The following is a 21,012-nucleotide window of genomic DNA, read 5'->3' as shown; positions in this document are numbered from 1 at the left end:
CCTGCCGCTGATCGGACTCGATCAGCGGCAGGGAACTGGTCGCTCGGGAGGGAAATCCTTACGCGGGAAGGCGCTAGCCGGCCAGCGGTGCGCCGACGACGCCGGAGTCGCGTCGTAGCACGCGCAGCGAGCCTTCGGCCCGGACCTCGGTGAACTGACCGGTTTCCAGGGCCTGGCAGTAGATCTCGTAGGGCGGGCGTCCGCCGTCGGCGGGATCGGGGAAGACGTCGTGGATCAGGAGGGCCCCGCCGATACGCACCCACGGGGCCCAGCCGTCGAGGTCGTTCTGGGCGGCCTCCATGCTGTGGCCGCCGTCGATGAACACGAAGTCGGCGGGCTTGCCCCAGATCCGGGCGGCGACGGTCGACGGTGCGAGGAGTCCGACGACGGTCTTCTCGAGCCCGGCGTCGAACATGGTGCGGCGGAAGCGCGCCGAGGTGTCGAGCGTTCCGGTGTGCGGGTCCACGAGGGATTCGTCGTGGTACTCCCAACCTGGTTGGTGTTCTTCGGAACCGCGGTGATGGTCGACGGTGACGATGACTGCGTCATTCGCCTCGGCGGCGGAACCGAGGAAGACCGTGGACTTTCCGCAATAGGTGCCGATCTCGATGCCGACCTTCGTCGAATCCGGTTGTGACAGATACTCTCCGGCGATCTCGAACAGCGTCTGTGCCTCGTCGAGCGGCATGAAGCCCGGCGCCTCGTCGGCGACTCGGCGACGTTCGGGGGACGGTGCGTTCGGCGACGGCGCCGTGGACTGTGACATGGCACAGATCCTATCGGGTGTGTGAGGGGCGCCGCGTAGGGTGAGCGATATGAAAGCTCAGGTACTCAGCGCAGAGACAGGCCCCTCCGGACTCGAGTTGACCGACGTCCCCGACCCCACTCCCGCCGACGGCCAGGTCGTCGTCGACGTCAAGTCGTGCGGTGTGTGTTTCCCGGACCTCCTGATGAGCCAGGGCAAGTACCAGCTCCGCGTGCCCACCCCGTTCACCCCGGGGACCGAGGTCGCGGGAGTGGTGCGGTCGGCGCCCGAGGGATCGTCGGTGAAGGTGGGGGACAAGGTCCTCGTCGCGTCGATCGTCGGCGGTTTCGCCGAGCAGGTCGCGGCCGCGCCGGAACAGCTGCTGCCCCTGCCCGAGGGACTCAGCTTCGAGCAGGGTTCCGCGATGGGCATCAACTACCAGACCGCGCTGTTCGCGCTGAAGACCCGCGCGCACACCCAGCCCGGTGAGGTCGTCGGCGTGCTGGGTGCCGCCGGCGGCGTCGGCACCGCGTCGATCATGGTCGCCAAGGCCATGGGTGCGAAGGTCGTCGCCATCGTGCACCGCAAGGGTGCCGAGGAACTGCTGCGCAGTGCGGGCGCCGACGAGATCGTGCAGCTCGAAGAGGGCTGGGGCGACAAGCTCAAGGAGGTCGCACCCAAAGGTGTCGACGTCATGATCGATCCGTCCGGCGGTGAGGTCTTCGACGAGGCGCTGCGCCAGGTCGCCCCCGACGGTCGCTACGTCGTGGTCGGTTTCGCCGCGGGCGGGATCCCGACGGTCAAGCTCAACCGCGTGCTCTTCCGCAACATCGCCGTCGTCGGCGCGGCCTGGGGCGAGTACGTGCGCACCCATCCCGAGCTGAACCTCCCGGCGAAGCTGCACGAGGAACTCACTCAGATGATCGCCGACGGCATGACCCCGCAGGTCAACGTCACCTACTCGCTCGATCAGCTGCCCGAGGCGTTGACCGATCTCGCCGAAGGGCGGATCCTGGGTAAGGCGGTCGTCAAGATCGGTGACTGAGACCGGTCCGGCCGGCGACGACCGCAGGAGATGCCACCTGCGAAGGGAACCGCCATGTGCCGCAACATCACCGAACTCCGCGGACTGGAACCGCCCGCCACGGCCGACGAGGTCGAGGCGGCGGCGCGACAGTATGTACGGAAGGTGAGCGGCGTTCGGCACCCGTCGCCGGCCAACGTCGAGGCCTTCGAGGCCGCGGTCGTCGCCGTCACGGCGGCGACCCGCACCCTGCTCGACGCCCTTCCCGAGCGTCGCCAGCCGCCCAAGACGGTCCCGCCGCTTCGACGCCCCGAGGTCCAGGCGCGAATCGCCGCGCGGGGGTAGTCGCTTCGATCAGCAATAGGTATCGCTGAGCGAAACCTATTGCTGACTGTGTGGGCTCCGAGTCGGAAGCGGTTCCTGACGGCCGCGATCGGCATTGTGGAGTACCTGAGTGCACCCCTGTCTTGGCAGGGTTAGGATCGCGAAGACATTTGTGCTGATCGTGGCCACCTCGTGGCCATGCGATTGGGTGGGGGACGAGTGACACCGAAGCCTGTAGAGGTGAACCCGAGCAGTCTCGCGGACGCAGCGAGGCACTTGCATTCGTACGGGACGTCGATTCGGCGGATCGAGTCGCCGACGTTCGGAGCTATCCGTAACTCGCTGGCGGGTTTCGAGACCGCATCAGCCACGGATGGCCTCGACGGGTCGGTGAGGCAGGCTCTGACAACAATTGCGGGTCGACACGAGCAGTTCGGTGATGCTCTGAAATCTGCCTCGAGCGCGGTGGTCAATGCCGACTACGTCGCCGCTCGGCTACTGGAGTCTCTTGGCGAACTCATCCATCGTCCTGAGTGATGGCGGCAAAGACTCGAAGTATTGTCCGCGACGCGCACCCCGAGATTCTCGCTCATGCCGCGTCCGCATTGGTTCCGGTGTCGGCCGCGATCGAGAGGAAAGCCGGGGAACTCCACGCGAAGGTAACAGGCCTCGATTGGAAAGGGGTCGCGCGTGACGGAGCGGTGACCCGCGCGGACTGGGAGAAAACGCAGATGACCCGGGTTGCGGACGCAGTCGAGGAACTCGGCGAAGCGTTCACGTCTGGCAGCAGTCGGATGGCCCCGATGGTCGCGAACCTCAACACCTCAGCGTCCAATCTCGAGAACGACCTGTTCTCAGTCGAAGATGATTGGACCGTTCGTGATCTGCGCGACTACGCCTCCGAAGAGAAGCGCAACGAGGGCGACTCCACCGCGCTGTCCGAGATAGCCGAAGCTCGCCGCATCCGGGGTGAGGAAGCGACCAACGAGACCATCCGGCTGCAGAGGCTTGCGCAGGAGCTGCACACGGCTGACGTGGACACGAAGCGCGCGATCAGCGAAGCAGAAGAACTCATCAGGACGCTAACACCCGTCACAGCGGGACTCAGCATCCGCCAGTCCGAGATAGACCTGCAGGCACTCAAGGATGGCAAGCTGTCGCCGGCGGGCCGAGAGCGTCTGAGGCGAGCGACATGCCTGAGTCCCGGCCAGCTTGAAGCGCTCCGCGAAGGGCAAGTCACGGAGATCTCCCAGGGGCAGTACAACTATTTGAGCAATATCATGACCGAGCTCGAGACGGCGAACATGGACGACCTCCTCAAAGTTCACAACGCCGCGCCCGGTCTGCTCGGAGACGCGTTCCGCATCATGTCGAGTCCCAATGTGCACACGAAAGCGGGCTCGACTGGCGGCCTGGACCGTTTGCCTGGCTCGGTTGTGTCGCTGCTACGCGAGAATCCGATAAAGCACACGACAGCAGGAACGTCGACCGGATTCCCCTACTCCTTCGCGGGGGTGCCGCGTCTCGAGGACTTCAAGGCACTCAACACAATCTTGAGTGACCGGACCGACCGTGGTCTGCAGTTGGGCACCGACGTCGACCGCGGGATGCTCAAGCAGTCCTCTGAGATCGTCGGAGCTCTACCGGACGGCGACGACAAGCTCTTTGGTCTGTACGACGAGAATCAGCGCGTCGAGGACGTTCGAAAGCTCGCGAGCTCGATGCTCACCAACTCGAGTCACGACCGGCAAGCCGTCACAGATTTCCTGACCGGGGAGCGGATGAGCGTGACAGTTGCTGAAGGGCATAAGTACGACGCCGACGCGCACGTGCTGAACATCCTTTCTGAACGGTGGTCTGTCGACGGTGCCAAACTCGGTGCGGAAGGTGACTTGTCGGGCGGCAGAGATCTTTTCGATTGGATCGGGGCGGCGGCACCATCCGAGGGGTACGAGGGACAGCTCGGTGGTAGGGCCGCCGATGCATTGGCGCGCATTCTGATCGAACACGAGAACGAACTCGATTCGCTGGTCGTCGAACGAGACTCAGCAGGAAACAACAAGTACGAAACCTTCGGTGACCGGAATGCCCTGCTGTCGCAGGTACTTGCCAAGAACCTCGCGCCGTATTTCGGTAACTTCGCCGGTGCTCCGGATGGGGTGTTGGTCAACCACACAGCCGCTCCGCTCGAAGACGCGGTGGAGTTCTCGAAACTCATCGGGGTGCTCTCCACGGATCCCGGTGCGGGTCGAGTTGCGTTGAGCGCAGCCGTGCACTGGGAGAACTTCCTCGCGCACGAGTACGGCAGCGACCCGGACAACTCGGAGCTCGCCACTGCCGCTGCCAAAATACACAGGTCAATGGACGACGGGTTGACCAACGCGCTCTCAACCCTCGCCGACAACGACCAGTGGGAGAGATTGCGGGAGTACAACGAGAAGTCCTTCCTGATCGACTCGGCCGGAGGGCTTTTGGCTGCTGGCGGGTTGAAAGTGCCTGGGCTTTCCGAGGTCGCCGGCCTGGCCGTGCCACTCGTGAAGATGGATGAGATTTCATTGCCGACTGCCGATCCGCAGGACAACGAAGCTGCATGGAAGACAGAGCTTGAGAACCTGGGAACCAGCCTCGACAAATTGACCGCCGGCCAAGACCGCGTGGTACAGGTGACGTCTGGCTACCTCGAGGATCGACCAGACCTCTGGGGCAAGGCGTGGATAGCTCGCGACGGTGCTTCGATAACATTTGTGAAGCCAGACGGGTCTATCGACCTGGAAAAGGTTGAGGCCAACGGTCGAGAATTCACGAGGTTCTCGAAGGAAATTGGCGCGGAAAGTACTCGTTTCGAATACAACGACCACTTCGGTGAATCACTCGAAGATCCGACCATTAACGATTCCGACCAGTCCATGGAGGTAGTGGACCGTGCGCCGCGCTGACGTTGTCGCAGTAGCATTGCTGTGCCTTGGGCTCGTGACTGCCTGCAGCGACATCGGTACATCCTCATCCTCGGGCTCTTCGGGCAATACCGCGTCCGGTTCGGTCCGATCTATGTCCCCCTCGGAAGCGCGGGCAGCAGACCGTTTGCAGTGGAGAATGCGCTGGCGTGAGGACGGTGCTGTCGACCTGTCATCCCCGACGGGGACGTTCATTCGTGGGGTGATCGAAGGAGAAACCCTACTACTCTTCGACTGGGATGTTGACGGTGAGTTTCCAGGCATCAAAGACGCGATTCCTGGGCGCAAGGATTGGATGCCGCCTCTGGGCAGCAACGACTACCAGACGGTGGATGAGATCTATAAGATTGCCGACGTTCGTGACCTCGGCGACAACTCTGCTGTCGCGCTTGTGTGCACATCCGGGCAGGTGAGCACCGAAGAAGCGAGTTTTCCGCCCTATTTCGATTCGGAGAATGTCCCCGATGCCCGCGACAGGTTCGTGGCGGTCGACCGTCTGACGTTCCATCGTGAGGGCGAGTCGCCGCCCGAAACCCGGCCCGGTCCCAGCCTGTTTCCCGGCTATGACGTATTCGGAGATTGGTGGGTGTCGGAGTACACGGATTCGTGGGCGCCACGGGGGTCGGGGCCTGACAAGTGGGGGCGGGAACCGATGCCCGACCCGAGTATCTGCGGTGACATGGGAGACCTGACGTCTCCCGGCCCGTCGTTCCCGGGCTGGTCGGGCGCCGGAGTCTGAGACGCGCGAACGCGCAGCGGGTGAGTCAGCAGTAGGTTTCGCTCAGCGAAACCTGTTGCTGATCCGTGCCACCTGCCCCGGCGGCTCGGAGATAAAACCCCAGTTCAGTGGGGTTACGCTCACCGGTGAGCAAAAATTTGGGACGTGACCGCGGGGTCGGGCTAGGGTCCGAGTGGTGTCCAACCACCGATCTCCCCGCGCTCATCGAGCCGCTCCGCGCGTGGTTCGAATCCTCGCGCTGGCGCTGACCGCCGCCATCGTCGGCATGCTGACGATCCTCGGCGGACCCGCGCCGCATGCCCAGGCAGCCCCCGACGACAGCTGTAGCCCGGCCGGGCTTGCGTCGGCGTCGGCTGCGCCGGTCAACCTGGCCGCCGCGGAACAGGGCGGTGAGGACAAATACACCACCCCGAACACCACGCCGATCGACCAGATCGACATCGGCTCGCTCGAACTGCTTGCGCCGGGCAAGATCTCCGTCGGCACCTTGTCCGACGCCGGACCCAGCATCTGTGTCAACAGCGCCGGCAACTTCACCGGCTTCGACAACGAACTCCTCAAGGCCATCGCCGCGAAGCTGGGTCTGCAGATCGAGTTCAACGGCACCGAGTTCGCCGGTCTGCTTTCGCAGGTCGCCAACAACCGGTTCGACGTCGGGTCGTCGTCGATCACGACCACCGACGACCGTCGCAAGACCGTCGACTTCACCAACGGCTACGACTTCGGCTACTTCTCGCTCGTCGCCCCCGAGGGCGGTCCCATCAAGGGATTCGGCGACCTGTCGGACTCCACCCGTATCGCCGTCGTCCAGGGCACCGTGCAGGACGACTACGTCGTCAACACGCTCGGCCTCGACCCGGTCAAGTTCCCCGACTACGCAACGGCTTACGCCAATCTCAAGAGCGGTCAGGTCGACGCGTGGGTCGCGCCGTCGCAACAGGCGGAAGGCGCGGTACGCGAGGGCGACGGCACCGCCATCGTGGAGAACACCTTCAGCGTCAACAACTTCGTCGCGTGGGCGGTCGGCAAGAACAAGCCCAAGCTGGTCGAGGCCCTGAACTCCGGGCTCGATGCCATCATCGCCGACGGCACCTACGCCAAGCTCTACGTCGACTGGGTGCCGCGCGAACTCCCCGAAGGCTGGAAGCCGGGCAGCAAAGCCGCACCCGAACCCGAACTCCCCGACATCGCCGCGATCGCCGCCGAGAACGCCGAGAACGCCGGCCCGACCGAAGCCACCACGCCCAAGAGCACGCTCGAACAGCTCGGTGACACCTTCTTCAACTGGGAGCTCTACGAGAAGTCGTTCCCCGAACTGATCAAGACCGGCCTGGTCAACACGCTGATCCTCTCCGTGGTCTCCGGTGTGCTGGGCACCATCCTGGGGATGATCCTCGCGGTCTGCGGCATCTCCCGGTCGCGCTGGTTGCGTTGGCCCGCACGTGTCTACACGGACATCTTCCGCGGTCTGCCGGCCGTCGTCGTCATCCTCATCGTCGGCCTGGGCGTGGGCCCGGTGGTCAAGGGCCTCACCGGAAACAACCCGTACTGGCTGGGCGCCGTCGCGTTGGCACTGCTCGCGGCCGCCTACATCGGCGAGATCTTCCGATCCGGTATCCAGAGCGTCGACGACGGTCAGCTCGAGGCGTCGCGTGCGATCGGCTTCAGCTATCGGCAGTCGATGCGGCTGGTGGTGATCCCACAGGGCGTCCGGCGCGTGCTGCCCGCACTGATGAACCAGTTCATCAGCCTCATCAAGGACAGCTCCCTGGTCTACTTCCTCGGACTGCTCGCCAGCCAGCGCGAACTGTTCGCCGTCGGCCGAGACCTCAACGCGCAGACCGGAAACCTGTCTCCGCTGGTCGCCGCGGGCATCATGTACCTCATCCTCACCATCCCGCTGACGCACCTGGTCAACTACATCGACCGTCGCCTCCGTACCGGTAGGCCGGCCGATGTCCACGATGATCCGTTGCCCGTCACCGTCGTCGAGAAGGGATAGGCCATGCCTGCCACCACCACACGAAAAGCTGTGTCGCTGACCGGTACCGACCTGCACCTGTCCTTCGCCAAACATCACGTGCTGCGCGGCGTCGACATCCAGGTCGACGCGGGTACGACGACCACCGTCATCGGCCCCTCGGGATCGGGCAAGTCGACGCTCCTGCGGGTACTGAACCGCCTGCACGAACCCGACCAGGGGGACATCCTGCTCGACGGCCGGTCGGTGCTCCAGGACAACCCGGACGAACTGCGCCGCCGAATCGGCATGGTGTTCCAGCACTTCAACCTGTTCCCGCACAAGACGGTGGTCGAGAACGTCGCGTTCGGACCGCGGAAACTCAAGGGGCTGAGCAAAGACGAGGCACGCGACGTCGCGCTGAAGCAACTGGAGATCGTCGGCCTGACCGAGAAGGCCGACGTGCGACCCGCACGCCTGTCGGGCGGTCAGCAACAGCGTGTGGCCATCGCGCGTGCACTCGCGATGACACCGGAGGTGATGTTCTTCGACGAGGCGACCTCGGCTCTCGATCCCGAACTCGTCAAGGGTGTGCTCGCACTCATGGCCGACCTCGCATCCGAGGGCATGACGATGGTCGTCGTCACCCACGAGATGGGCTTCGCGCGCAATGTGAGTGACAACGTGCTGTTCATGGATCACGGCGTCGTGGTGGAAACCGGTGAGCCCGGCGAGATCTTCGACGACGCGAAGTCGGAACGACTGCGTACGTTCCTGTCTCAGGTCCTGTAGCAGCTCACATCCACTGCACGAGTTCGTCGGACCGTTCCGGGTGACGGTCCCGGAACCGTTGGACGACCTCGCTGATGTGATCGTGCATCAGCGTCTCCGCCTTACGAGGACGGCCCGCGATGATCGCCTTGGCGATGTCGGCGTGGTCGTGGCTCATCGCATCGTCCTCGGCGATGGTGTCGCGGCCGGCCTCGAGGACGTGCTCGACGACGATGTGGTCGATCGCCTGCGTGAGCAGCGTGAGGACGCGATTGCCGCTGAGTTCGGCGATGACGGCGTGAAAGTTGTTGAGATCGCTGAAGATCTCGCTCTCCTCGTGTTCCTCGACGTCGTAGTCGAGGAACCGCGCGAAGGCGGCCTCCTTCAGCTTCCGATCCTCGATCCGGGCGACCTTGGCGGACAGTTGCGGTTCCAGGATCTCCCAGGTGTCGAAGACCTCGTCGTAGGTCGCGCCGGCGAGATGGAAATACAGCGTGGCGGTGCGCGCGAGGTAGGACGCGTTGAGCGCGCTCACGAACGGACCCCCACCGGGGCCGCGCTTGAGCGTGATCAGCCCCTGGACCTCGAGGATGCGAAGCGCCTCACGGAGGGTCTCGCGGCTGACCGAGTAGTTGGCGAGCATGTCGCTCTCGGCCGGGAGACGGTCGCCGCGCCGCAGCCCCAGGCTGACGATGTCGGAGACGATCGACGCGGCGGTGGTCTCCGATGCCTTGGGGGCACGCGTGGTCTCGCCATTCTTCTCCGAAGACGATCGCATCTCTCCGGGGTTGTAGATGATCGGGAGACCCGTGCGGGTCAGTTCGCGTGTCATCGTCGACCTTTTCTCATTCGGTGGCGGCGGTCCGCGAGCCGCTGGCTGGATTCGCAGTCGGATTGCACACTACTGGTGAACGGTGTCCGACTTCGGAATTTCGTACGTGTGAACGAAACCGGCGCTCGACGCGGCGGGTTCAGTACGGGGACGATCCACCGTCGACGTTGAGGGTGGTTCCGGTGATCGCGCCACTGTGCTCGCCCAGGAGGCTCACAGCGGCGTGCGTGACCTCGTCCAGGGTCGCATGTCGGCCCGTCCTTGTCAGGTCCTTGTAATTCTGCTGAGGATTCGAGTAGCGGCCCGTGTTGGCCTTTCCTGCCGACGACGACTGCGTCGGAACCCGCGTCGGGATCTCCACGTATCCGGAACACAGCGTGTTGCATGTGATGCCGAGTTCGCCCGGGTCGGGATCCGCCGGCCCCCGTGGTGGATCTCTGCGATGTCGGTGTCCGTGCTCCGTGGCGCGGACACCGACATCGTCATTCGCTGGGCCGATCGAGCCCGAACAGCCGAGCGGCGTTGCGGTACAACACATTGCGCCGCCAGTCGTCGTCGAACCCCAGGCCGGTGACGGCTTCGAGGGCGTGCGTGTAACCGTAGGGGATGTTGGGGAAGTCGCTGCCGAACAGAATCCTGTCCCCGGCGTCGACGAGACGCGACCGAAGGTCCGCGGGGAACGGGGCGTCCTCCTCGGCGAAGTCGGTGAACGCCATCGTGGTGTCCAGGTGCACGTTGGGGTACTCGCCCGCGAGGTCGAGGAAGGCCGCGTATTCGGGCATGCCCATGTGCGCGATGATCAGCGGCAACGACGGGAACCGATGCAGTAGAGCGCGAATGGGCTCCGGCCCGGTGTGCCGGCCGGGTGCGGGACCCGAGCCGCAGTGGATGATCACCGGCACCTGGGAGTCGGCGATCTGCGACCAGACTCCGTCGAGCAGGGAATCCATGGGGGAGTAGTCGCCGACCTGGATGTGGCTCTTGAAGACCTGCGTTCCCGCCTGGATCGCGCGAGAGACGTAGGTGGTGGCCGATTCCTCCGGGTAGAACGTCGCGGTGTGCAGGCAGTCCTCGTGGTTGGCGGCGAAGTCGTTGGCCCAGCCGTTCAGCCACTCCGCCATGTTCGGCTTGTGCGGGTAGACCAGCGACGAGTAGGCGCGGATACCGAATTCGCGCAGCGTCGACACCCGGACGTCCTCCTCGGCACGGTAGGTGATCGGCCACTCCCGCCCGACCAGCGGCCCCGCGGAGTCGAAGTACGACCACACCTTGTCCATGACCGGACGCGGCATGAAGTGGGTGTGGACGTCGACGATGCCCGGCAGGTGGAGGTCCTGCCAGACCGCGCGCACCCGATCCGCCTCGTGGGAGCTGAACGGCACAGGGCCCTCAGGTCTCGGGCTGTCAGGTCTGGAGGCTTCGGGAACGGCACTGTTCACCCGTACGACGGTACGCCCGGCGGAGGTCGCAGGGCATCTCGGCCGGTCAGCCGACGGCGGGCGAGATCAGCACCTTCCGATGATCATTGGGCGCCGACAACTCGGCGAACACGCGGTCCACCTCGTCGAGCCCGACGATCTGGCTGACCAGCGTCGACGAGCCCACCGCGCCGCGGTTCAGTTCGGCGGCCGCGGTGCAGAACTCGGTCTTGGTGTAGTAGGAGACGAAGTGCATGGACGCTTCCTTGACGATGCCTGCGACGGGCATGAAGTGATCATCGCCGAGGCACACGCCGGCGACGACGATGCGGCGGTGGGTTCGGACGGCATCGAGCGCCGCGGCGATCATCCCGGGTTTGCCGACGCATTCGATGACGACGTCGAAGCCGTCGCGGACCTCTCCGGACAGCTGCTCCGGTGTGTGCACCGCGGATGCGCCGGCGTCGAGGGCCGCGGCACGCCGACCGGGCGAGGGGTCGGAGCTGATCACCTCACCGGCCACGCCGCGCGACAACCAGTGCAGCACTGCCGTTCCCACCGGGCCGGCGCCCAGCACGAGGACGCGGTCGGCGGGTTCGATCCCGGCCCGCATCACGATGTGCAGACCGACCGCGAGGGGTTCGACCAGGGCGCCGTCCACCGGGTCGATGCCATCGACCCGCACACTCTCGGCCGCACCGACGACGACGAACTCGGCCAGTGCCCCGGGGAGGACGCCCAGCCCCAGGGTGCGGACGGACGGGCAGCGAGCGATGTCGCCGACCAGACAGGCGCGACATCGTCGGCAGCCGCGGACGGGCATCGACGCGACGTGATCGCCGAGGCGGAAACCGTGGTGTGCGCCGTCGGCGGGGTCGGGTGGGCCGACCGCGACGACCTCCCCGGCGAACTCGTGTCCCAAGATGGTGCCGGGTGGGAGAAACGGGGCGGTCGACAGGTCGGAGCCGCAGATGCCGTTCGCGGCGACCCGGAGGACGAGTTCACCGGGTCCGGGCGTGGGGTCGACGACCTCGACGACCTCGAATCCGTCTGCGGTGGTCACCGCGGCACGCATCCGCTCAGCCCTCCGACCAGCGCACCACGGGTCCGTCGACCGCGGATCGCGGGACGATGAAGACGCCCTCGGCCTCGCAGGTCACGCCCTCGGCGTCGGAGATGGTGCCGCGTGCGATGCGTTTGCGCCCGTTCTGCTCGGTCACCCACGCCTGGGCCACCAGCGCGCCGAGGGGAGTGGGGCGCAGGTAGCGGACGGTGATGGTGCCGGTGTAGCACGGTGAGGAGTAACTGGCCGCGTTGCCGAGCAGATGGTCGAGGAGCATGGCGCAGACGCCGCCGTGGACCTGCCCCGGCGGTCCCTCGTAGGCGGCACCCAGGGTGAACTCGCTGCGCACGCCGTCGCGGACGTGTTCGATGTCGAGCGGGGGTGCCAGGGCGTTGCGTACGCCGATCACGGCATTCCCCCAGGCCATGCCGGTGTTCTCGCGCGTGTGCCGGACGCCGTATGGGCCGTCCATCTGCTCGGTGCGCAGGTCGGCGACGATCTCGGCGATCCGCCGCTGCGCGTCGGCGAGTGCATCCTCGCCCACCTCGGTGCGGATCACGGCGTCGACGAGGTCGCGCACGGTGTCGGTCAGGGGCGTGTAGACGCCGCGTCGACGAGCGACTTCGTCTTCGGTTATGTCCTCGAGGATGAACTCCATATGTCTACCGATCAGTAGGTGTGGCATAGGTAACGAAGGGTGGAGGCCTGCAGTAGAACGTGTTCTAATTCAAACATTAGAACGTGTTCTCGTTTCTGTTTTCGTGGACACCGACCACCAGGTCATCCAGCCCACGGGCGACCTCCGGCGGTGACCCCGCGCGAGGCGGAAACACAACCACAGGCGCTGCTCCACGATGAGTGCCGAAACCTTCGACCTCACCGCTCGCGACGAGACCTGGGTCAAACGGGTGCTACCCGTCCTGAAACTCGTGGCCAAGACCTACTTCCGCTCCGAGGTCCGGGGCATGGACAAGGTTCCCGACGGGGGCGCCCTGCTGGTCTCCAACCATTCCGGCGGGCTGATGGCCTTCGACGTCCCGGTGATCAGCGTCGCATTCGCCGACGAGTTCGGACCCGACCGGCCGCTGTACACCCTCGCCCACGACCTCATCTTCACCGGCGCGGGCAAACAGATCTTCGGCAAGGTCGGCTTCCTGCCGGCCCACCCCAAGAACGCCGTCGCCGCACTCAGAGCCGGTGCCGCGACCATCGTGTTCCCTGGCGGCGAATGGGAAGCGCTGCGTCCCACCAGCCAGTCCGCGACGATCGACTTCCACGGACGCACCGGCTACATCCGCACCGCTCTCGAAGCGGGCGTCCCGATCGTCCCGATCGTCACCATCGGCGGCCAGGAGACACAGCTCTTCCTGAACCGCGGCGACAGCCTCGCCAAGCTGCTCGGACTGCAGAAGCTGCTCCGGGTCGACAGCGCGCCGTTCGCGTTCGGCTTCCCGTTCGGGCTCACCGCCCACTTCCCGCCGAACGTGCCGCTGCCGTCGAAGCTGGTCACCCAGGTTCTCGACCCCATCGACATCACGGCCGAGTTCGGGACCGATCCCGACCATGCCGAGGTGGACCAGATGATCCGCAAGCACATGCAGCATGCCCTCGACGGGCTCGCCCGCGAGCGCCGGTTCCCGGTGCTCGGCTGACCACGAAAGGAGATCGACGATGATCACTCGTTTCCGCGATCGCGTCACCACCTACACGTGGCTCGTTCGTACCCTCGTCCGCAGCGGCTTCCTCGGCACGCTGCGACTCGACCGCTACCTCCGGATGGGTCTCAACCTGCGTCGCCACGGCGGTGCGTCACCGGTGAGCGGAATCGGTCTGGCCGCCGCCCGTGCCCCGCAGGGCCTGGCCCTGATCGACGAGGCGGGCCGCCTCACATGGGGCGAGCTGGACGCGCGCTGCGACGCCCTGGCCGTCGGACTGCGTGAGCTCCCCGGCGCTCCGGTCACGACCGTCGCGATCCTCTGCCGCAACCACCGCGGACTGATCGAGGCACTCGCCGCGACGTCGCGGCTCGGTGCCGACGCGGTGCTGCTCAACACCGGCTTCGCCGGACCTCAGCTCGCCGACGTCCTCGAGCGGGAGGGTGCCGACGTCCTCATCGCCGACGACGAGTTCGACGAGGTCATCGCTCCGGCGGCGGAACGGCTTCCGGGGATGCGCCGCATCCACGCCTGGACCGAGACCGGGCCGGTCTCGGGTTTCACGACCGACTCGTTCATCGACGCGAACCTTGGCCGGCGACCCGCACGGCCGGAGCGCGCCGGACGCATCGTGCTGCTGACCTCGGGCACCACGGGTACCCCGAAGAGCGCGCGTCGCGGTGGTAGTACCGACATCGCGTCGCTGGCCGCGATGCTCGATCGCATTCCTTGGCGCGCAGGAGAATCCACGGTGATCGCGGCGCCGATCTTCCACGCCTGGGGATTCGGGCAGGTCGCCATCTCGGCGACCATGACGTGCACCATGATCATGCGCCGCCGCTTCGACCCGGTCGCGACCCTCGACCTCGTCCGCGACCACGAGGCGACCGGACTCGCCGTCGTCCCCGTGATGCTCGAACGCATCATGGACCTGCCCGACGAGGTTCTCGACGCGCATCCGATGCCCAGTCTGCGATTCGCCACGGCGAGCGGTTCGCGGATGCGTACCGATGCCCTGATCGCCTTCCTCGACCGCTTCGGCGACGTCGTCTACAACAGCTACAACGCCACCGAAGCCGGATTGATCAGTACCGCGACACCCGAGGACCTGCGCATCAGCCCGGACACCGCCGGCCGGCCGCTGACCGGCACCAGCGTCCGGATTCTCGGCGACGACGATCGCGAACTCCCGGTCGGCGAGATCGGTCGCATCGTGGTCGCCAACAACTCCGGATTCGACGGATACACGACCTCCGACACCAAATCCTTCAGTGATGGGCACATGGTGTCCGGTGACGTCGGGCGGCTCGACGAGAACGGCCGGTTGTTCGTGGTCGGTCGCGACGACGAGATGATCGTCTCCGGCGGCGAGAACGTCTATCCGCTCGAGGTCGAGCAGGTCATCGGTGCCCTCGACGAGGTGCACGAGGTCGCCGTCATCGGGGTCGACGACGACAAGTTCGGTCAGCGTCTGGCCGCGTACGTGGTGCGGACTCCGCAGACCCTCATCGGTGCCGACCAGATCCGCCGGCACGTCAAGGAACAGCTCGCCGGGTTCAAGGTTCCGCGCGACGTCGAGTTCCTTGACGAACTGCCCCGCAACGCCACCGGCAAGATCCTCAAGCGCGACCTGGAGTCGGCCGGACCGGAACGGAAGGTGAGCTGAATGACGAACGCACGCAACACACCTGACGTCACCGAGTTGTTCGCCGGTGCCGATGCCGGTTCGGGTGCCGAGCGCATGACGGGGCCGGACGCGCTGATGCTCAACATGGAGACCCCGTCGAACCCGATGCACACTCTCAAGGTCGCGGTCCTCGACACGTCCCGACACGGTCGTCCACTGTCACTCGCCGAGATCGCCGACGTCCTGCCGCGCTATCTCGGGATGTTCCCGCGTGCCACCCAGCGGGTGCGCTGGGTGCCCGGTTGTTCGGCGCGCCCCTTCTGGGTGCAGGACAACGGTTTCGACGTCTCCGACCACATCGACGAGGTGTGGGTCGGCGCCCCGGGTGGACGCACCGAACTCGACGCCGTGCTGTCCGAACTCGCGGTCGCGCAACTCGACCGCAACCGTCCGCTGTGGGCACTCACCCTGGTTCACGGTCTCGACGGCGGTCGGCAAGCGGTCGTGGTCCGTGTCCACCACGCGGTGGCCGACGGACTCGCGGCGCTCAACACCTTCATGGCCGCCACCGCAGAACCGGGCGATCGTGTTCCCCCGGCACCTGTCCCCGAGGCTCTCGAGCAGGACGCGCGGACCCTCACGAAGGCGGCGCGCGCGGAGTCGCGTCGACTGGTCCGTCGACTCCCGTCGGTGGTCTCCGCGGCCCGGCACGCGGTGGCAGCGCGGCGCAAGGCGTCCAACGGCGAGCTGATCCCGAAACCGCTGACGGTGCGTCGTACCAGCTTCAACGCACGTAGCGGGGCGAACCGGGTATGTGCGTCGGCCGACATCGCGCTGGCCGACATCCAGCGGATCGCCCTGGCCGCCGGCACCACGGTGAACGGTGCCCTGCACGGTGTGATCGCCGGTGCGATCAGGGACGAGCTCATCGCGCGCGGCGAGGAGCCGGGCACCCCGGTGACGATCTTCGGGGTCTGCAAAGACCTCGGGTCCAACCGGGTTCACGGCAACGAGATCGCCACCGCCATGGCGTATCTGCGCTCCGATCTGGCCGATCCCGTCGAGCGGATCGTCGCGACCGGCGAGAGCTGCGCGGCCACCGTGGCGTGCCGTCGGGACGTCGGCTTCGACCTGACCGAGAAGCTGGCGACCTATACCGGACGGCTCGGTCCGTTCTTCCGCGGACTGGCCGCCAACCGGGCACCGCTGGTGATGAACAACATCACCACCGCCAACATGCCCGGCCCCCGGACCACGCGCTGGATCGGCGACATCGAGGTGGTCGACTGGATCTCCTTCGCCCTGGCGATCGCGCCGGCCGACGTGAACCTGACAACCTACAGCTACGCCGGACGGCTCAGCATGGGACTCATCGCAACACCGGAATCCATGCCCGACCCGGCCGGGTTCCTCCGCCGGGTCGTGCGGGCGGTCGACGAGGCGACCGATGCGCTCGGTATCGGCGAGATGGCACGGGAGGCCAGTTGATCGACTGGGAGACCGAACGAGCCAGGCTAGGATTGTTCGCCGGCGTACTGCCTCGGGCGATCGGCAGTTCGATCGCGGCGGGACGAGGAAACCCGGAGACGGGTATCCCGGCAGCCGGGTGCGGGCCGCGGCAGGTCGGGGAGACCGCGATCGACGAACTGTTCATCGCGGTCAACTCGGTGATCCGGGACATCCCGCCGATGGAGACGGTCGAGGACATGGTGGCGCGATGCGCCGATGTGGCCGACGAATTCCTCCGACTGGGACCCGCTGGGATGCATCGGGATCCCGGTGCGCCCAGGATCCTGTCGCGCGACCGCAAGGTCTTCGGCACCACGTCGTTCGAGCACATCGACTATGCCGTCGACCCGAAGTTGCCGGCATCGGTGGCGGCGCTGGACCCGTACGCCGACGGCATCTCGTCGGTCCGGGTGATGACGAAGCGCCGGGCCGGCGCCCGATGGCTGATCTGGGTGCATGGTGCCGCGCAGGGACGACCGGATGACCTGTATGCGTTCCGGGCGGCGCATCTCCACAAGAAGCTCGGCTACGACGTCGCGTTCCCGGTGCTCCCCGCGCACGGACCCCGGCGCGTGACGAAGGTGTCCTATCCGGGTTTCGACCCGCTGGTGAACACCCTCATCACGGTCCGCGCCGTCGCCGAGATCCGGTCGCTGATCACCTGGATCGAGAGTCACGAACCAGCCGAGATCTCGATCGCCGGAACGTCTCTGGGTGGCCCCATCGCCGCCCTGGCCGCGTCGATGGACCCGCGGATCGCCGCAGTGCTCGCGGTGGTGCCGATGCTGGACATGCATGCGACGCTCGCCCATCACATGTCTCGCGGCGGACCCAAGGGGCAGCGCCTCGCATCGTTGATGCGCGACGAGTCGGTGCGCGAGGTGGCGAGCGTCATCAGTCCGCTGTCGGTGCAACCGATCGCAACCCCGGACCGCCGGATGGTGGTCGCGGCACTCAACGACCGCGTGACCTGGGTGTCGGCTGCACAGCAGCTCCACGAGCACTGGGGTGGACGCATCCACTGGTATCCCGGAAGCCATGTCGGCCATGCCATTTCGACCGGCATCCGGCACGCGACGGACGGATTCCTGAGTGAACGCGCGCGCCCGGCCGGCCCGGCCGAGGAGGGCAAGCGGGCGATCAACTGACGTCGCCCGCGACGAGTCCCGGAAATCCTACTCGGGCACCATGTCCGGATTCGCGTCGGCGATCAGCTCGTCCCGGTCCTCGACCAAGACGAACCCGGCGTTGATGGCCGCGTCGGCGGCGTCACGATAGTGCTTCTCGTATTCGTCGCGTGTGCCGTAGCGCTCTGCGAGCAGATGCGCGGGGACGGGGTGGGTCGATCCGAACAGTAGGCAGATGCGAGAGATCGGATCGGGGACAACGCCACTCAACACATGCGTCGGCGCGTCGACGCACGGCGTACGGACGCCGCCGAGGACGTTGCCGATGTCGTCGACCTCGAACTCGGGTTCGGCAGTCGTCACCCCGCGCAGACGCAGCGGATCGGCGACCGGTGGCGGATCCCCGCCGTCGGCCCACGCGCGGAGATGGCGCAGCCCCGCGCGCAACACGAAGCGCTGCTGGCCGCGGTTCACCGGATCGGGGCAGCCGAGGAACTCCTCGAAGTCGCCGATCTGATGCAGGTCGGCGTGTGAGGTACCGGCGATCTCCCACACCCGCAGACGGTCCGTGTCCGGCTGACGAACGAGGTGGTAGCGGAAGTTGGTCAGCAGATCGGTCTCGGTCTGCACGACGAGGACCGGTGCGTCGAGATCGGTACGGATCCTGGTGGGTTCGCCGCTGAACACGGTGCCCACATCGATGCCCGTACCCACGTCGCCGGCGGGCAGACCTGCAGCCGCACGACTGTGGATGAGGAACCCGTCGAAGTCCCCGGCGGCGGCCACCGCGTTGACATAGGTGGTCAGGGCCATCGCGGATTGCGATTCGCCGACCGCGAGCACCATGCCGACGGAGAGTCCGGCGAGCGGGTGATACGGGGTCGGTGCCTCTCCGGAGTGGTCACCACGAACCGCGTATCCGATCGAGCGGAAGATGTCGTAGCAGTAGGCGTCACCGGGGTGATGTAGTCCGCCGTAGCGGCCCGGGTCCTTGGCGGACAGACTCTGGGGTTCACCGGTGGCGACGCCCACCGAACCGGTGCCGCCCTCGACACCGACGTACTGTGCCGAGACCCCCACCCAGGCGTAACCCGCGCGCACCAATTCGGCGGCGAGATAGGAATACTCGGGCGCGGCATCACTGCCGCTGCTCACGTTCAGCCACTCCACGACGGCACAGCCGTTGAACGCGGCCGCGTTTGCGGGGCGTCGGACGACCAGCCGGGTCGTGAACTCGGCCGGAGGTGTGTCTCCGTCGCCGACGAGCCGGTCGGCGATTCCCGACGCGGCGTATTCGGTGTCGGTGTATCCGGCGGCGGCGAGGTCGGGCACCGGCGAGGCACTCAGCAACGAGGGACCCTTGCCGTCTGCCAGCGGGCGAAACATGATGTGCTTGTTCACTTCTGCTTCCGGTACTTCTTGATGACCTCACCGAACATGAAGTGCATCTTGGTGCCCTGGGGCCAGCCGATGTAATAGCAGAGGAAGAGACTGATCTCCTCGAGCTGTTCGGGCGTCAGCTCGCCGTTGCCCAGAGCGGCCCCGGCCTGGATCTCGGCGACGTCGATGTTGTTGCCCGCCGCGAGTGCACCGAGCAGGATCAGTCGCCGATCCCCGTCGGAGAGACCCTCGCGAGCCCATACGTTGCCGAACACCTGGTCGGCGGTGTGCGCGAAGTAGTCGCCGGGACCATCGCTCACCTCCCAGCCGTAGACCTCGGACATCCGCCTCAGGCCGCGCTTGCGCACCTCGTCGGGTGCGTCGTCGGAGACATTGGATCGGGTCATGCGGTTTCTCCTTCGAGATGGGGGACACCGAGTCCGGGGGCCAGCTCGCGGAGTGCGATCTGCCCGAGAGGCAGGTCGACGCCGAGTTCGTCGCCGAGCGCGAGCGCCAGCGAGAGGTCCTTCTCGCCCAGTGTACGAACGCCGGTGAAGATGCCGTACCACGGATCGTCGGTGTCGAGCGTCGCCGTGGTCTCCCGCAGCATGATCGCACCGGCACCGCCGGTGACGGCGTCGGTGTGCCGAACGACTTTGCCCAGCTTGGTGATATCGAGCCCGGCAGCCTCGGCGAGGCGCGCCGCCTCGGTGGTCGCGGTGAACGAGATGAAATGCAGGAGGTTCCTGGCGAGCTTCATCTTGGTGCCCGCGCCGACCTCCGGGCCCGCGTGCACGAGCATGTCGGCGGTGAGCCGGAAGGGCTCTTTGAGCTTCTCGTAGGCCTCGCGCGGGCCGCCGACCATGATCGCCAGCCGTCCCGACGCCGCTCCCATCGCGCCACCGGAGATCGGGGCGTCGAGCAGGACCACGTCGCGGGCCGCGCACTGTTCGGCGAGGTCGACCGCGGTGTCCGGTCCGATCGTGGAATGGACGGTGATGATGGTGCCCGGACGGGCCGTCGACAACAGTCCGTCGGGCCCGGTGACCACCGACCTCACCTGCTCGTCGTTCAGGACGCAGATGCCGACGATGTCGGTCCCGGCGGCGAGTTCGGCGAGTGAACCGGCCGCCTTCGCACCCTTGTCGACGACCTTGCCGATCGCCTCGTCGGAGAGCAGGAACAGGCACATCCCGACGAGATCTTCGGGCTTGCCGAACCGTTTGAGCGGCAACCGGTTCACGATGTCGGCGACCATCTCCTTCGGGGTGGTCGTGCGGGTGGCCTCGGTGTCGATGGGGCCGGGTGCGATGGCGTTCACCCGGATGTTCTGCCCGCCGAGTTCGGTGGCGAGCTGCTGGGTCAGGCCGTTGACGCCGACCTTGGCGAGACCGTAGAAGCCGCTGTACAGCCATGCGGCGGTGGAGGACTGGTTGACGATGGCGCCGCCGCCGTTGGTCATGTGCGGGTAGACGGCGCGGGTGACGTTGAGCGCACCGTCGAGGTTCACGGACATGAACTTCTTGTAGTAGTCCCACGGCACGGTGATGAGGAAGTCGAGCTTCATGCCGCCGTAGATCGCCGCATTGTTGACCAGGCCGTCGATGGAGCCGTAGGCGTCGACCGTCGCCGCGGCGAGTGCCTTCGCCGACTCCTCGTCGGCCACATCGGTGCTGACGTACAGTCCGCCGATGTCCGCCGCGACCTGCTTGCCCTTCTCGTCGGCGAGGTCGGCGACCACGACGTTGGCGCCCTCGGCGGCCAGTGCCCGCGCGTAGGCTTCGCCGATCCCGCCGGCGGCGCCGGTCACGATGACGGTCTTGTTCTCGAAACGCTGGGAACTCATTGTCCTGCTTTCTGTGTGGGTGGTGGGGTGGGCTCTGT

Annotated in this window: 19 protein-coding genes; 10 read left to right on the top strand and 9 right to left on the bottom strand. The window is 66.4% G+C overall.

Features of this window, described 5'->3' with window-relative positions; genetic code table 11:
- Positions 1-73: 73 nt before the first annotated feature.
- Entirely contained in the window at positions 74-766 is a 693-nt protein-coding gene (locus BPODLACK_RS06930) for a class I SAM-dependent methyltransferase (protein WP_159404964.1), read from the bottom strand.
- Between the two features lie 49 nt (positions 767-815).
- On the opposite strand from BPODLACK_RS06930, the gene BPODLACK_RS06925 reads away from it, so the two are divergent.
- From BPODLACK_RS06925 to BPODLACK_RS06900, 6 genes are all read left to right on the top strand, one after another.
- The gene (locus BPODLACK_RS06925; RefSeq protein WP_159404963.1) at positions 816-1,790 is read left to right on the top strand and encodes an NADPH:quinone oxidoreductase family protein; all 975 of its coding nucleotides are present in this window, start codon (positions 816-818) and stop codon (positions 1,788-1,790) included.
- A gap of 54 nt (positions 1,791-1,844) precedes the next feature.
- Entirely contained in the window at positions 1,845-2,114 is a 270-nt protein-coding gene (locus BPODLACK_RS06920; RefSeq protein ID WP_024497587.1) for a DUF2277 domain-containing protein, read from the top strand.
- 515 nt (positions 2,115-2,629) lie between these two features.
- Positions 2,630-5,029, top strand: coding sequence for a TPR repeat region-containing protein (locus tag BPODLACK_RS06915; RefSeq protein WP_096275010.1), 2,400 nt, complete (start codon positions 2,630-2,632; stop codon positions 5,027-5,029).
- A 220-nt stretch (positions 5,030-5,249) separates the two neighbouring features.
- Entirely contained in the window at positions 5,250-5,786 is a 537-nt protein-coding gene (locus BPODLACK_RS06910) for a hypothetical protein (RefSeq protein WP_232513016.1), read from the top strand.
- A gap of 175 nt (positions 5,787-5,961) precedes the next feature.
- Positions 5,962-7,788 carry an ABC transporter substrate-binding protein/permease gene (locus tag BPODLACK_RS06905; RefSeq protein WP_096275009.1) on the top strand — a complete coding sequence of 609 codons (1,827 nt, stop codon included), beginning with the start codon at positions 5,962-5,964 and terminating at the stop codon, positions 7,786-7,788.
- Positions 7,789-7,791: 3 nt separating this feature from the next.
- Positions 7,792-8,538, top strand: coding sequence for an amino acid ABC transporter ATP-binding protein (locus tag BPODLACK_RS06900; RefSeq protein ID WP_096274613.1), 747 nt, complete (start codon positions 7,792-7,794; stop codon positions 8,536-8,538).
- Positions 8,539-8,542: 4 nt separating this feature from the next.
- Here the strand turns inward: BPODLACK_RS06900 and BPODLACK_RS06895 are convergent, their stop codons facing one another.
- The 5 genes from BPODLACK_RS06895 to BPODLACK_RS06875 form a co-directional block, all read right to left on the bottom strand.
- Complete coding sequence (locus BPODLACK_RS06895) at positions 8,543-9,349, bottom strand: FadR/GntR family transcriptional regulator (protein ID WP_096274612.1); 807 nt, start codon at positions 9,347-9,349, stop codon at positions 8,543-8,545.
- A 139-nt stretch (positions 9,350-9,488) separates the two neighbouring features.
- Positions 9,489-9,887 (bottom strand): SDR family oxidoreductase, encoded by a 399-nt coding sequence (locus BPODLACK_RS23770; RefSeq protein WP_159404962.1) that lies wholly within the window; start codon positions 9,885-9,887, stop codon positions 9,489-9,491.
- A complete protein-coding gene (locus tag BPODLACK_RS06885) occupies positions 9,832-10,731 on the bottom strand; it encodes an amidohydrolase family protein (protein ID WP_159404961.1) in 900 nt (299 codons plus the stop codon). Before BPODLACK_RS06885 ends, BPODLACK_RS23770 begins: the two co-directional genes overlap by 56 nt.
- 103 nt (positions 10,732-10,834) lie before the next feature.
- Positions 10,835-11,842, bottom strand: coding sequence for an alcohol dehydrogenase catalytic domain-containing protein (locus BPODLACK_RS06880; RefSeq protein ID WP_159404960.1), 1,008 nt, complete (start codon positions 11,840-11,842; stop codon positions 10,835-10,837).
- Positions 11,843-11,846: 4 nt separating this feature from the next.
- Entirely contained in the window at positions 11,847-12,488 is a 642-nt protein-coding gene (locus BPODLACK_RS06875; protein WP_159404959.1) for a PaaI family thioesterase, read from the bottom strand.
- Between the two features lie 196 nt (positions 12,489-12,684).
- Here BPODLACK_RS06875 and BPODLACK_RS06870 point away from each other — a divergent pair, with 196 nt between their 5' ends.
- The 4 genes from BPODLACK_RS06870 to BPODLACK_RS06855 are packed head-to-tail and all read left to right on the top strand — an operon-like array spanning position 12,685 to position 17,769.
- The gene (locus tag BPODLACK_RS06870) at positions 12,685-13,482 is read left to right on the top strand and encodes a lysophospholipid acyltransferase family protein (protein ID WP_006434756.1); all 798 of its coding nucleotides are present in this window, start codon (positions 12,685-12,687) and stop codon (positions 13,480-13,482) included.
- A 19-nt stretch (positions 13,483-13,501) separates the two neighbouring features.
- Positions 13,502-15,151 (top strand): AMP-binding protein, encoded by a 1,650-nt coding sequence (locus BPODLACK_RS06865; RefSeq protein ID WP_159404958.1) that lies wholly within the window; start codon positions 13,502-13,504, stop codon positions 15,149-15,151.
- Positions 15,152-16,600 carry a wax ester/triacylglycerol synthase domain-containing protein gene (locus tag BPODLACK_RS06860; protein ID WP_159404957.1) on the top strand — a complete coding sequence of 483 codons (1,449 nt, stop codon included), beginning with the start codon at positions 15,152-15,154 and terminating at the stop codon, positions 16,598-16,600. It abuts the gene before it with no gap.
- Positions 16,597-17,769, top strand: coding sequence for an alpha/beta hydrolase family protein (locus tag BPODLACK_RS06855; protein WP_159404956.1), 1,173 nt, complete (start codon positions 16,597-16,599; stop codon positions 17,767-17,769). The genes BPODLACK_RS06860 and BPODLACK_RS06855 overlap by 4 nt, the downstream gene beginning before the upstream one ends.
- 27 nt (positions 17,770-17,796) lie before the next feature.
- Here BPODLACK_RS06855 and BPODLACK_RS06850 read toward each other — a convergent pair whose 3' ends face one another.
- Genes BPODLACK_RS06850 through BPODLACK_RS23765 form a run of 3 tightly spaced genes read right to left on the bottom strand, consistent with a single transcriptional unit; the run spans position 17,797 to position 20,974 of the window.
- The gene (locus BPODLACK_RS06850) at positions 17,797-19,149 is read right to left on the bottom strand and encodes an alpha/beta hydrolase domain-containing protein (RefSeq protein WP_159404955.1); all 1,353 of its coding nucleotides are present in this window, start codon (positions 19,147-19,149) and stop codon (positions 17,797-17,799) included.
- Positions 19,146-19,535, bottom strand: coding sequence for a carboxymuconolactone decarboxylase family protein (locus tag BPODLACK_RS06845; RefSeq protein ID WP_159404954.1), 390 nt, complete (start codon positions 19,533-19,535; stop codon positions 19,146-19,148). The genes BPODLACK_RS06850 and BPODLACK_RS06845 overlap by 4 nt, the downstream gene beginning before the upstream one ends.
- The gene (locus BPODLACK_RS23765; RefSeq protein WP_159404953.1) at positions 19,532-20,974 is read right to left on the bottom strand and encodes an SDR family oxidoreductase; all 1,443 of its coding nucleotides are present in this window, start codon (positions 20,972-20,974) and stop codon (positions 19,532-19,534) included. Before BPODLACK_RS23765 ends, BPODLACK_RS06845 begins: the two co-directional genes overlap by 4 nt.
- Between the last annotated feature and the right edge of the window lie 38 nt (positions 20,975-21,012).

The organism is Gordonia sp. YY1 (genome assembly GCF_009872315.1).
GTDB classification, from domain to species: domain Bacteria; phylum Actinomycetota; class Actinomycetes; order Mycobacteriales; family Mycobacteriaceae; genus Gordonia; species Gordonia amicalis.
This window is presented reverse-complemented; position numbering and strand designations above follow the sequence as displayed.